Origin of the sequence: Paractinoplanes abujensis (genome assembly GCF_014204895.1) — a bacterium.
Classification (GTDB): Bacteria; Actinomycetota; Actinomycetes; order Mycobacteriales; family Micromonosporaceae; genus Actinoplanes; species Actinoplanes abujensis.
Map to the genome: position 1 here is coordinate 4541304 of NZ_JACHMF010000001.1, position 13012 is coordinate 4554315.

8 protein-coding genes are annotated in these 13012 nt (G+C 71.0%); 6 read left to right on the forward strand and 2 right to left on the reverse strand.

From position 1 onward, the window contains the following. Positions 1 to 5: 5 nt before the first annotated feature. Together BKA14_RS20455 and asnB are read right to left on the reverse strand one after the other, a co-directional pair. Positions 6 to 1454, reverse strand: a complete 1449-nt coding sequence (locus BKA14_RS20455; RefSeq protein WP_184952520.1) for a Dyp-type peroxidase — start codon at positions 1452 to 1454, stop codon at positions 6 to 8. 22 nt (positions 1455 to 1476) lie between these two features. Beyond that, positions 1477 to 3420 carry an asparagine synthase (glutamine-hydrolyzing) gene (gene asnB / locus BKA14_RS20460; protein ID WP_184952521.1) on the reverse strand — a complete coding sequence of 648 codons (1944 nt, stop codon included), beginning with the start codon at positions 3418 to 3420 and terminating at the stop codon, positions 1477 to 1479. 135 nt (positions 3421 to 3555) lie between these two features. Here asnB and BKA14_RS20465 point away from each other — a divergent pair, with 135 nt between their 5' ends. From BKA14_RS20465 to BKA14_RS20490, 6 genes are all read left to right on the forward strand, one after another. Next, positions 3556 to 4248 carry a response regulator transcription factor gene (locus BKA14_RS20465; RefSeq protein WP_203722401.1) on the forward strand — a complete coding sequence of 231 codons (693 nt, stop codon included), beginning with the start codon at positions 3556 to 3558 and terminating at the stop codon, positions 4246 to 4248. After that, entirely contained in the window at positions 4245 to 6044 is a 1800-nt protein-coding gene (locus tag BKA14_RS20470) for a sensor histidine kinase (RefSeq protein ID WP_184952523.1), read from the forward strand. The genes BKA14_RS20465 and BKA14_RS20470 overlap by 4 nt, the downstream gene beginning before the upstream one ends. Before the next feature lie 223 nt (positions 6045 to 6267). After that, complete coding sequence (locus BKA14_RS20475; RefSeq protein WP_239092974.1) at positions 6268 to 9072, forward strand: PQQ-dependent sugar dehydrogenase; 2805 nt, start codon at positions 6268 to 6270, stop codon at positions 9070 to 9072. A gap of 71 nt (positions 9073 to 9143) precedes the next feature. Continuing rightward, on the forward strand, positions 9144 to 10850 hold the full coding sequence (locus BKA14_RS20480) for a ThuA domain-containing protein (protein ID WP_184952524.1): 1707 nt from the start codon (positions 9144 to 9146) through the stop codon (positions 10848 to 10850). A 21-nt stretch (positions 10851 to 10871) separates the two neighbouring features. Next, a complete protein-coding gene (locus tag BKA14_RS20485) occupies positions 10872 to 12008 on the forward strand; it encodes an inositol-3-phosphate synthase (protein ID WP_184952525.1) in 1137 nt (378 codons plus the stop codon). After that, complete coding sequence (locus BKA14_RS20490; RefSeq protein WP_184952526.1) at positions 12001 to 12927, forward strand: SCO3242 family prenyltransferase; 927 nt, start codon at positions 12001 to 12003, stop codon at positions 12925 to 12927. Before BKA14_RS20485 ends, BKA14_RS20490 begins: the two co-directional genes overlap by 8 nt. The last annotated feature ends 85 nt before the right edge of the window (positions 12928 to 13012 follow it).

Here is a 13012-nt window from a genome sequence, read left to right on the forward strand (position 1 = left end):
GGTCGCTACGCGTCCAGGACCTCGTCGCCGGCCAGCTGGCGCAGCGCGGACAGCGTCGGGGCGAAGGCGTAAACCGCACCCGTCGTGGTGACGAAGCCCCCGAACGCGGAAGGCTTGATCTTGTCCACCACGGCGGCCGGAAGGCGCTTCTCCGCGGTCTGCCGGTCGTCGCCGATCACCGGGTCCAGGCCGTCGACCCGAGGCGGCTCGGCCTCGACCCGGCCGTACTTGGCCAGCGCGGACGAGGGGAAGCCGGGGTCGTTGGCCCAGCGGCGCTGCACGAACTCGAACTGGTCCTCGATGCTGGCCACGTAGGCGTTGAAGACGACTCCCCGTTCCACGCCCGCGTTCTCGTCCGGGCGGTCGCGGTGGTAGCGCGGGCCGAACGTGATGCCGCGGCGCAACATTTTGTGGCCCCGGTCGCGGAAGACCATGTCGTCGCGCGGGTTCACCTTGCGGATGTGCGCGAACAGCGGTGTCTGTTCGCCGTCGCGGTCATCGTCGTAGGTGAACACGTTCTCCTTCTCTCCGGACGCGCCCGGCTCGGCCAGCGGCTTACCGTCACGATGGCGGCCGAAGGCGTGGGATGCCGCCGTGTCGGCGTCGGTGCCGGAGAGGCGGCCCAGTTCAGCCATCCGCGCCCAGAAGCGATCCGGATGTTGCACGAGGCGGCGGTAGACCTGGAAGGAGCCGCCGCGCATCCAGCGGGCGGGAACCGGCCGGGGCGCCCACGACTGAGGCCGGCGCTCGCCCACCTGTCCGAGGATGAACTCGCCGGCCGCGATGACCGGTGCCCCCGGGCGGGTCACGGCGTCGGGGAAACCTTTGACCGCCGGCTGGGAGATGCCGTCGGCGAAGCCGAAGTGCTCGATGCGACGGCCGGTCTCGCCCTCCTCGCGCAGCACCTCGCAGAACTGCACGTGCAGGATCTCGAGACCGTCGGCCGCGGTTTCCTCGTGCAGCACCGCGGCTTTGATGGAAGCCTCGTCGGCGGCTGCGATCGTGAGCAGCGCATCGACCGGCGTGCCGCGGCGCCGGCGCTCGTCGTTCCTCGGCCCGCCGACCACCCAGGCGGACGGGTCGCCGGCACCGACGTCGCCCAGCAGGACGGGCGCGGTGGTGAGCCGGTCGGCGTCGTCGACGCGGGTGCCCAGCGGGCCCTGCCAATAGGCGGTGTGGACGGCCAGGTGACCGGCGGCCTCGGGGTGCAGGAGCACGACACCGCTCGCGGTGAGACCGACGTTCAGCAGCGACCGGCCCTGGGCTATGCGGTCGGAGCCCCGGGGCGGCACGGCGTCGTGACCGGTCACCCGGGAGGCCACCCCGGCCAGCCAGCGGCGGGCCCGGACCCGGTCGTTGCGGAACGACAGCGCCACGAAGGCCTGGTGCGCGCCGCCGAACGGGCGGAGGATGTTGCCCTGGATCTGCTGCGCATCGACGAGCGGTGAAGGCATGGCTGGATGGTAGCCACGGAGATTACTGGCCAGTCAGAACTGTCGCCCATCGGTCGTTCGGGGCCGGGGCGGGCACGGGGACGTGGGCGGGCTCGGGGCGGATCGTGCCGTCCACGTTGATGGCCCACCACAGGCAGAACATGGCGACCGCCCAGACCTTGCGGGAGTGGTCGGCGGTGCCGGCGCGGTGTTCGGTGAGCAGGCGCAGGGCGTAGTCGACGTCGATCAGGTGGCGGGGGCCGGAGCCGGCGATCAGGCCGCCCACCCAGTCGCCGATGCCGCCCTTGAGCCACAGCCGGGTCGGGGTGGGGAAGCCCAGCTTGCGGCGTTCGCGCACGGATTCGGGGACGATGCCGCGCATGGCCTCGCGCAGGGCGTGCTTGGTCGTGTGTTTGTTGTTCGAGGGCAGCTTGAGCTCGGTCGGCAGGCCCGCCGCGGCCGCGTACACGGCCTGGTCGAGGAACGGGACGCGCAGTTCCAGGGAGTGGGCCATCGACATGCGGTCGGCCTTGGCCAGGATGTCGCCGGGCAGCCAGGTGTGCAGGTCGACGTACTGCATGGACGTGGCGTCGTCGACGTCGGCGGTTTCGGCGTACAGGCGGGACGTGATCGCCGTGTGCGGTTCGGCGGTGAAGCGGAGCAGTTCGGCCTTCTCCTCGGGGGCGAAGATGCGGGCGTTGCCGTAGTAGCGCTCCTCGATGGGCGTGGTGCCGCGTTCCAGGAAGCTGCGGCCGCGCACGCCCTCGGGGATGGCGTGGGCCAGGCCGCGCAGTCCGCGCTTCATTCCGGCGGGGAGGCGTTCGAGGCCGGCCAGCGACGCGGGCTCGCGGTAGATCGTGTACCCGCCGAACAGCTCGTCGGAGCCCTCACCGGAGAGGACCACGGTGACGTAGCGCGACGCGGTCTGGGCCAGGAAGTACAGCGGGATCAGCGACGGGTCGGCGACCGGGTCGTCGAGCAGGTGCACGATCCGGGGCAGCTCGCGGATGACGTCGTCCTCGGTGACCACGGTCGGGGTTATCCGTACGCCGAGCTGCTGCGCGGTGTCCTGGGCGATCTCGATCTCGGAGTAGCCGTCGTGGGCGAACCCGGCCGTGAAGACGTGCAGGTCCGGCTTGTACTCACGGGCCAGCGCGACGATGGCCGACGAGTCGACGCCGCTGGACAGGAACGCCCCGACCGGAACCTCGGCGTGCAGGTGAGCGCGCACGCTGTCGCGCAACGCATTCTGGATTCCGGCATAAGCGGCATCCGGCTTCAAGGACAGCGGCCGCAACGATGGCCGGAAGTAGCGGTCCAACCGCAAACCGCCGGCGGCGGACCAGGTCAGGCGGTGGCCCGGGGGCAGCCGGCGGATCTGCCGGTGCAGGGTCTGCGGGTCGGGCACGAACTGGAACGTGAAGTAGTGGGCCAGCGCGTCGGTGTCGAGCTGCGCGGCCGCGTCGCCGCTGAACGGCAGCAGGGCCTTGCGCTCACTGGCCAGGAACAACCCGTCCACGGTCTCCAGGATGTAGAGCGGCTTGATGCCGAACTGGTCGCGCGCGGCGTGCAGGGTGCCGGTCCAGTGGTCGTACGCGGCGAAGGCGAACATGCCGCGCAGCCGGGGCAGGGCGGCCGGGCCCCAGAAGTGGAAGGCCGCCGCCAGCACCTCGCTGTCACCCTCGGTAGCGAACGTGGCGCCGTGGTCGCGGATCAGCTCGGCCCGCAGCTCCCGGTAGTTGTAGATCTCGCCGTTGAACACGACCGTCCAGCGGTCCCGGTAGTGCACGGGCTGCGCGGCCTCGGAGCGGTCGATGATCGCGAGCCGTTTGAAGCCGAACGCGGCGCCGTCGGCGAACTCGACGCGGGTGTCGTCGGGGCCGCGGTGGTGCATGGTCTCGAGCGCGGCGGCGAAGGCGGCCTGGGACGCCGGGTCCGGCGCTCCGGCGGCCGGTCGGCTGCTCACGAAGACGTTCAATCCACACATGGCGTTCCTCCTGACGGCGGTGACGGGAGGAAGCGTGCGGGCAGAGCTGTGAAGAACTTGTGCGGCCATCGCAATCGCGAGGGAACTTCACAGGAATCGCACATTTCTTGGCCGGGGCGGCGCGAAGAGGTCAGAATCGCGAGCGTGACCGCACGCATCCTGGTGGCCGACGACGACCCGAAGCACGCCCAGCTCATCCGCCTCTACCTGGAGCGCGAGGGACATCAGGTCATCACTGTGGGTGACGGCCGGTCGGCGCTGGACGTGGCCCGGGCCCGTAAGCCCGACCTGATCGTGCTCGATGTGATGATGCCGCTGGTCGACGGGCTGGACGTGTGCCGGATCCTGCGGGCCGAGTCGAACGTGGCCATCCTGATGGTCACCGCCCGCTCGTCGGAGAACGACATGCTGCTGGGCCTGGACATCGGGGCCGACGACTACATGCCCAAGCCGGTGAGCCCGCGCGAGCTCACCGCCCGGGTCCGCGCGCTTCTGCGCCGTACGGGAAACGCCGAAGGCGCCTCGCCGGTGCTGCGGGTGGGTGAGCTGGAGGTGGACGCGGGCCGGTTCGAGGTCCGCGTACGCGGGGTGGCCGTCACGCTGACCGCCAAGGAGTTCGGCATCCTGGAGCTGCTGGCCCGCGAGCCGGGGCGGGTGTTCACGCGGGGCCAGATCATCGACAAGACGTTCGGCTTCGAGCACGACGTCTCCAACCGGACGGTCGACGCGCACATCGTGAACCTGCGCCGCAAGATCGAGGAGAACCCGGCCGAGCCCCGGTACGTGCAGACCGTGTACGGCCGCGGGTACCGGATGGGCGAGTCTTGAGCTTCCGCATCCGCATCTTCGCCCTGGTGATGCTGGTGGCGGTGACCGCGATCGGCGCCACCGCGTTCCTCACCCTGCAGCTGACCCAGCGCCAGGTGTCCCGGGCGGTCGAGTCGCAGAACCGCTACCGGGCCGAGATCGTCGAGGAGATCCAGAGGTACGGGCTCGCGCACGGCCGCTGGCCGGGCCTGGACCGCCTGGTCACCGACCTGTCCGACCGCACCGGCCTGCACATCCGGGTGCAGACCGCCGACGAGGGCATCGTGCTGGTCGACTCGGACATCCAGGCCAAGCGGGCGTCCGGCCCGGTGCAGGCCATCGCTTACCATATCGACGCGCTCCCGCCGATCACGGTCCCGCTGCTCCTGACGGAGGCGGAGGCGCGGCGGCAGATCAGCCCCGCGACGTACCGGAAGATGAGCCTGGTGCCGAGCAACGTCTTCGGCGCGACACCCACCGACCCGCTCTTCGGCACCACGGCGGCGCTGGTGCTGCGGCAGGCCGCCCAGTTCCGCACCGGTCTGGTGCTCGTGCGCTGCCTCAACGAGACGCTCGGCGACGAGCCCGCACTGGGCCTGCCGACCGCGCCGTACGTCACCCCGGAGCAGCTGAAACGTTCGCCCGAGTGCACGCGCCGCGCGCTGACCAAGGTGCTGAGCGACGAGGCCTGGTTCTACAGCTACTGGGACTACTACCTGCAGTGCGCCGGCGTGCAGAAGGGCGACCCCGAGTTCCTGCCGGAGCGGGTGCGTCCGGGCGCCGAGACCCGCCCCGGCGCCAAGCAGATCGCCACCTGCGTCAGCCAGGCCTACGCCGACACCGTGGTGACCAGCGCGGCCGTCCCGCTCGAGCTCTATCTGGGCGGCCGCGACGGGGTCGACCTGGCCGAGTTCGGCCGGCCCGGCATCGCGGGTGCGGCCGGGCTGATCGTGGTCGCACTGATCGGCACGTTCCTCATCGCCCGCCAGGTCAGCAGCCCGGTCCGGCGGCTCACCGGCGCCTCCCAGATGCTCGCGGCCGGGCAGCTCGACGCCCGGGTACGGATCAAGGGGCGGGGTGAGCTGGCCCGGCTGGGCACCTCGTTCAACACGATGGCCCAGGCCGTGCAGCAGAGCGAGGAGCAGCAGCGCCGGCTCATCGCGGACGTCGCGCACGAGATGCGTACACCGTTGTCGAACTTGCGGGGGTATCTCGAGGGCCTGTCGGACGGGGTGATCGAGCCGAGCCGGGAGCTTTTCGTCTCGCTGCACGAGGAGACCATGCTGCAGGGCCGCATCCTCGACGATCTGCAGGTGCTGGCGCTGGCCGAGGCGGGCGACCTGGGCTACACGCGGCAGCCGATCGACCTGGCCGACCTGGCTTCGGGCAGCGTGACCGCGCACCGGGCGGTGGCCGCGGAGGCGCAGGTGGCGCTGACGGTGGATGCCTCGGCCCCGGTGTGGGTCTCGGCCGACCAGGACCGGATCCGTCAGGTGCTGGGCAACCTGCTCACCAATGCGATCCGCTACACCGACAGGACCGGCCAGGTGCTCGTACGGGTCCGGGCCGAGCACGGCGAGGGCGTGCTCACGGTGCAGGACACCGGCGTCGGCATCGCGGCGGGCGACCTGCCGCACGTGTTCGACCGGTTCTGGCGGGCCGATCCCGCCCGGCAGCGCGCGACCGGGGGCACCGGCCTGGGCCTGACGATCGCCCACCGCATCGTCACCGACCACGGCGGACGGATCCAGGTGGAGAGCCGGCAGCACGTGGGCACCACGTTCACGGTGCGGCTGCCGCTCACCGAACCGGCTTGATTCAAGCGGTGAAGCCCTGCGCGCTGCTTTCGACTGATACTGCAAAAGTTATGTAGATCGATCCGAAAGTCTGGACAGGACCGTCGCGAAGTTCATAACGTGAGCCCCACTACGGGAATGTTTCCGGCGCGTATCAGATCCCCGCTGATGCCGGTGACACCCGCCTGGCCATCCCCAGTCAGGAAGGGACCACGTGAACATCCGGACTCGAAGACATCGATTAGTGACAATCGGTACGGCCTCCCTGCTCCTCTCCACAGTGCTCACCGTCGCCGCCGCACCGGCTTCCGCGGTCATCAACCCGGCCGATTTCCAGCAGGTCACCCTGGCCAAGGGCGTCGCCGAAACGGGCGAGCCGATGAGCCTGGCGGTGCTCCCCGACCGGTCGGTGCTGCACACGGCGCGTAACGGCACACTGCGGCGGACCGACGCCAACGGCACCACGGCCGTGATCGCCACCATTCCCGTCTACACCCACGACGAGGAGGGCCTGCAGGGTGTGGCGGTCGACCCCGGCTTCGCCACCAACCGGCACATCTACCTCTTCTACGCCCCGCCGCTCAACACGCCCGCGGGCGACGCCCCGGCCACCGGCACCGCCGCCACCTGGGCCACCTGGGCCGGCGTCAACCGGTTGTCCCGGTTCACGCTCAACGCCGACTTCACGGTGAACACGGCCAGCCAGGTCAACGTGCTCGACGTGCCGACCGACCGGGGCATGTGCTGCCACGTCGGCGGCGACATGGACTGGGACGCGGCGGGCAACCTCTACATCTCGACCGGCGACGACTCCAACCCGTTCGACTCGGCCGGCTACTCCCCGATCGACGAGCGCACCAACCGCAACCCGGTCTACGACGCCCAGCGCAGCGCGGGCAACACCAACGACCTGCGCGGCAAGATCCTGCGGATCAAGCCCAACGCCAACGGGACGTACTCGATCCCCGCGGGCAACCTGTTCGCGCCCGGCACCGCGAACACCAAGCCCGAGATCTACGCGATGGGCTTCCGCAACCCGTTCCGGATCAGCGTCGACAAGGCCACCGGCGCGGTCTACGTGGGCGACTACGGCCCCGACGCGGGCACCTCGTCGGCCACCCGCGGGCCGTCCGGACAGGTCGAGTTCAATCGGGTCACCGCGCCCGGCAACTACGGCTGGCCCTACTGCACCGGCACCAACACCAGCGCCGAGACGTACAACGAATGGGACTTCGCGGCCGGCACCGGCGGCGCCAAGTACAACTGCGCCGGCGGCCCGGCCAACAACTCGTTCCGCAACACCGGCCTCGGCACGCTGCCCGCGGCCAAGCCGGCCTGGATCCGGTACGCCGGTGACGCGGGCTCGCCGCCGGAGTTCGGCGGGGGCTCGGAGTCGCCGATGGGCGGCCCGGTCTACCGCTACAGCGCGAGCAACACCTCCACCACGAAGTTCCCGCAGACGTTCGACGGGCAGTTCTTCGCCGGCGAATTCGGCCGGGGCTGGATCAAGCCGACAGTGGTCAACGCCAACGGCACGTACGGCGCGATCGACACGTTCCCGTGGAACGGCAAGCAGGTCATGGACATGGCGTTCGGCCCCGACGGCGCGCTCTACGTCCTCGACTACGGCACCGGCTACTTCAACGGCGACGCCAACTCGGCCCTCTACCGCTACGACTACGTGGCCGGCGGCAACCGCGCGCCGACCGCCGTGGCCAGTGGCACTCCGACCTCCGGGGCGGCGCCGCTGACGGTCACGTTCTCCTCGGCGGGCAGCAGCGATCCCGAGGGCGGGGCGCTCACCTACTCGTGGGCGTTCGGCGACGGCACCACGTCGACGGCGGCCAACCCGACCAAGACGTACGCCACCAACGGCACCTACACGGCCACCCTGACCGTACGGGACCCGCAGGGGGCGACCGGCACGTCGAGCGTGAGCATCAGCGTCGGCAACACCGCGCCCACCGTGACCATCAACAGCCCGGCCGCGGGTCAGCTGGTGTCGTTCGGCGACAGCATCCCGTGGAGCGTCACCGTCACCGACCCCGAGGACGGCACGATCGACTGCACGAAGGTGACGATGGCCTACGTGCTCGGGCACGACCAGCACGCCCACCAGATCACGTCGCAGACCGGCTGCTCGGGCACCATCACGATCCCGACCGACGGCGAGCACGACGACGCGGCGAACATCTTCCCGATCTTCGACGCGTCGTACACGGACAAGGGCGGCCTGACCACCCACGCGCAGAACATCCTGGCGCCCCGCAAGCGGCAGGCCGAGCACTACAAGACGTCGCAGGGCGTGGCCAAGATGTCCAAGACCACGGCCGAGGGCGGGCAGACCGTCGGTGACATCACCAACGGCGACTGGATCCAGTTCGACCCGTACAAGCTGAACAACGCCACGTCGTTCACGGCCCGGGTCTCCTCGGCCGGCATCGGCGGCACCCTGCAGGTCCGTACGGGCTCCCCGACCGGCACGATCATCGGCTCGGCCACGGTGGCGCCGACCGGCTCGTGGGACACGTTCGTCAACGTCACCGGCGCGATCAGCGGGGCCCCGGCCGGCCCGACGTCGCTCTACCTGACGTTCGCGGGCGGCACCACGGGCGCGCTGTTCGACGTGGACAGCTTCACGTTCGCCACCGGCACCGCGGCGAGCCTGTTGTCGCTGAACAAGCCGGCCACCGCGTCCAGCGCCGAGTCCGCCACCTACCCGGCCTCGGCCGCGGTGGACGCCTCGGCCACGACCCGGTGGTCGAGCGCGTTCAGCGATCCGCAGTGGATCCAGGTCGACCTCGGCTCCGTGAGAACCGTTTCCCGCGTACGGCTTCAGTGGGAGGCCGCCTACGGGTCGGCGTACCAGATCCAGACCTCGACCGACGGCAGCACCTGGGCCACCGCGCGCTCGGTGACCGGGGGCAACGGCGGCGAGGACGACAACATCGGGCTGAGCGCACAGGCGAGATACGTGCGGATCAACGGCACCACCCGGGCCACGGCCTGGGGCTACAGCCTCTTCAACTTCGAGGTGTACGGCAGCTGATCCTTCCCCGTCGAGTGTGGGCGCCCGTCCCCCCAAGCGGGCGCCCACCTCCCCCGCTCCCGGAGGTTTCATTGCGTAAGCTCATAGCCGGTACGGCGACACTGGTCGCCCTGGCCGCGTGCACGTTCACGGCGTCGTCCCCCGCCCTGGCGGCCGACGCCCCGTACGACGTCCTGGTCTTCTCCAAGACCGCCGGGTTCCGGCACGACGCCATCCCGGTCGGCATCCAGACCATCCGTGACCTGGGCGCGGCCAACAACTTCACGGTCACCGCGACCGAGGACGCGGCCGCCTTCACGACGGGCAACCTGGCCCAGTACGAGGCGGTCGTCTTCCTGAACACGACCGGCGACGTCCTCAACGACACCCAGCAGACCGCTTTCGAGTCGTACGTCCGGGGTGGCGGCGGCTACGTCGGCGTGCACGCGGCGGCCGACACCGAATACAGCTGGCCCTTCTACGGTCAGCTGGTCGGCGCGTACTTCCACTCGCACCCGGCGATCCAGTCGGTGACCGCTCGGGTCGAGGACCGGGGACACCCGAGCAGCGCCCACCTGCCGCAGGCCTGGACCCGCACGGACGAGCTCTACAACTACCAGAGCAACCCCCGCAGCAGCGCCCACGTGCTGGCCACGCTGGACGAGTCGACGTACTCGGGCGGCAACATGGGCGCCGACCACCCGATCGCCTGGTGCAAGACCGTGGACAGCGGCCGCTCCTGGTACACCGGCTTCGGGCACACCCAGGCCTCGTACGCCGAAGCGAACTTCCGCACCCACCTGCTGGGCGGCCTGCGCTACGCGTCGAACCGGGCCAAAGCCGACTGCCGCCCCGAGACCGGTTACACCGCGCTCTACAACGGCAGCACCACCGGCTGGTCGCAGGCCGGGCCGGGCAGCTTCACCAACAGCGACGCCACGCTGAGCTCGGTCGGCGGCATGGGCCTGTACTGGTATTCGGCCAAGCAGTTCACGTCGTACTCGCTCAAGGCCGACTGGCGGCTGACCGGGGACAGCAACTCGGGCATCTTCGTCGGCTTCCCCAACCCCGGCAACGACCCGTGGGTGGCCGTCAACCAGGGCTACGAGGTGCAGATCGACGCGACCGACGCGACCGACCGCACCACCGGCGCCATCTACACCTTCAAGTCGGCCGACCTGGCCGCCCGCGACGCCGCGCTCAACCCGGCCGGCGAATGGAACACGTACGAGCTGCTCGTCGAGGGCCAGCGCATCCGCGTCTACCTCAACGGCCGGCTGATCAACGACTTCACCAACACCGACCCGGCCCGCAACCTGGACGGCTACATCGGCATCCAGAACCACGGCGCCGGCGACCAGGCCGCGTTCCGCAACATCCGGGTCAAGGAACTGACCGGGCAGCCGCCCGCGACGAACCTGTCACTGAACAAGCCGGCCACCGCGTCCAGCGTGGAGAACGCTTCGTACCCGGCCGCCAACGCGGTCGACGCCTCCACCACGACCCGCTGGTCGAGCGCCTTCAGCGACCCGCAGTGGATCCGGGTCGACCTGGGCTCGGTGCGCACGGTCAACCGGGTGCGGCTGCAGTGGGAGGCCGCGTACGGGTCGGCCTACCAGATCCAGACCTCGCTCGACGGCACCACCTGGACGACCGCGCGGTCGGTCACGGGCGCCAACGGCGGCGAGGACGACCACACGGGCCTGAACGCGCAGGCGCGATACGTCCGCATCAACGGAACGCAACGCGGCACGGCCTGGGGTTACTCGCTTTACAACTTCGAGGTCTACGGCAACTAAGCAGTTCGGAAAGGGGTCAGTATGACGACCGGCGTGTGGTTGATCGGAGCACGAGGATCTGTGGCGGTGACCAGCATGGTCGGGGCCACCGCACTACGCGCCGGGCTCGCCGAGCCCCTGGGGTGCGTCACCGAGCTGCCGGAACTGGCCTCACCCGCCCTGCCCGGGCTGGGTGAGCTGGTCTTCGGCGGCCACGACATCAGCGACATCACCCTGGAGAAGAAGGTCGAGAACCTGGTCGCCGCCGGCGTGCTGCCCGCACGCCCGGCGGCGGCCGTGGCCGACAAGCTGGACGAGCTGCAACGCGAGCTGCGGCCCGTGCCGACGGCGGCCACCCAGCTGGAGACGGCGCGGCTGATCGCGCAGGACATCGACGACTTCCGGCGCCGCCGCGGCCTGGAACGGGTCGTGGTCGTCAACGTCTCGTCGACCGAGCCGGCTCCTGTTCCCCATCCGGCTTTCTCCTCGCTTGATCATTTGCGCTCCGCCATGGCCTCGTCCGCGGTCCTGCCCCCGAGTTCCCTGTACGCGTACGCCGCGTTCAGCGCGGGCTGCCCGTTCGTGGACTTCACCCCGTCGACCGGGGCCCGGCTGCCCGCGCTGATCGCCTTGGCGGCCGAGGCCGGACTGCCCTACGCGGGACACGACGGCAAGACCGGCGAGACGCTCGTGAAGTCGGTGCTGGCCCCCATGTTCGCGCTGCGCCACCTGCGCGTACGCACCTGGGCCGGCACCAACCTGCTGGGCGGCGGCGACGGGGCCAACCTGGCCGACCCGGCCGCCCGCGCCGCCAAATCGGGCAGCAAACAGCGGGTGCTCAAGGAGACGCTGGGCTACCAGCCGCAGGGCAGCAGCCACATCGAATACGTCGACGACATCGGCGACTTCAAGACGGCCTGGGATCTGATCACGTTCAGCGGCTTCCTCGGCACCCAGATGCGCATGGAATTCACCTGGCACGGCTGCGACTCGGCCCTGGCCGCCCCGCTCATCCTCGACCTGGCCCGTCTCACCGCGGCGGCCCACGCCGCCGGCCGCACCGGGCCGCTGACCGAGCTGGCGTTCTTCTTCAAGGACCCGCTGGGCGACGTCCCCCACGGCTTGGCCGACCAGTGGGCGCGGCTGGCCGCCTTCGTGCGGGGCCTGTCGGATGTCTGAGACTGTCGTTCGTCCCGCAGTCGCGGCCCGCGCCGCGCGCAGCCGGGGGCCGAGGTGGCGGGATCTGGCTGAGCTCGTCCGGGCGCCGGCTGCGCTTTCCGTACCCGGGGATGTCATCGCCGGGGCGGCGGCGGCCGGCGGGGTGCGGCCGGCCACGCCCGCCCTGGCTGCGGCGTCCGTCTGCCTCTACTGGGGTGGGATGGCGGCCAACGACTGGGCCGACCGCGAGGTCGACGCTCTCGAACGGCCACAGCGGCCGATCCCGTCGGGGCGGGTACAGCCGGGACACGCGGCGCTCGTCGCGGCCGGGCTGACCGCGGCGGGCGTCGGGCTGGCCGCGCTGACCGGAGGGCGGCGGGCGGCGGCGGTCGCGGTGCCGCTGGCCGGGGCGGTGTGGGCCTACGACGTGTGGGCCAAGAACACCGCGGCCGGGCCGGCGTTCATGGCGGCCTGTCGCGGGCTCGACGTGCTGCTGGGTGCGAGCGGCGGCCGGATGCGGGACGCCGTGCCGGCCGCGTTGACCGTGGCCGCGCACACCTACACCGTCACCGAACTTTCCCGCCGCGAGGTGGAGGGCGCGACGGCCGCCTTGCCGCTGAGCACTCTCGCCGGAACCGCAGTGGTGGCGGCCGCGGCGGCCGGGTGGCGAGCGCGGCCACCGGGACCCGCACGGCTGCGGCAGGCTGCGGCCGGGCTGCTGGCCGCCTGGTACGCCGCCGGATACGGGAGCGCGCAGGTCAGGGCGGCGGCTGAGCCCACCGCGGGGCGGATTCGGGCGGCGGTCGGAGCCGGGATCACGGATCTGCCCACGCTGCAGGGCGCGCTGACCGCCAAAGCCGGCTCCCCCGCGTACGGGATCGGGCTTGCCTTGATGGCGCCGCTGGCGCGGCGCCTGGCCAGGAAGGTGTCGCCGACATGAGGTCCGGACCGGATCGGCCGGACACCTGGCACTCCAGCGTTGGCGTGGCACAGACGAAGCCGACCGGGCCGGGCCCGGGACAGGA

Excerpts from the sequence above, each read along its gene's own strand:
- BKA14_RS20455 (WP_184952520.1), bottom strand. The coding sequence starts at position 1,454 with ATGCCTTCACCGCTCGTCGATGCGCAGCAGATCCAGGGCAACATCCTC.
- asnB (WP_184952521.1), bottom strand. The coding sequence starts at position 3,420 with ATGTGTGGATTGAACGTCTTCGTGAGCAGCCGACCGGCCGCCGGAGCG.
- BKA14_RS20485 (WP_184952525.1), top strand. The coding sequence starts at position 10,872 with ATGACGACCGGCGTGTGGTTGATCGGAGCACGAGGATCTGTGGCGGTG.
- BKA14_RS20490 (WP_184952526.1), top strand. The coding sequence starts at position 12,001 with ATGTCTGAGACTGTCGTTCGTCCCGCAGTCGCGGCCCGCGCCGCGCGC.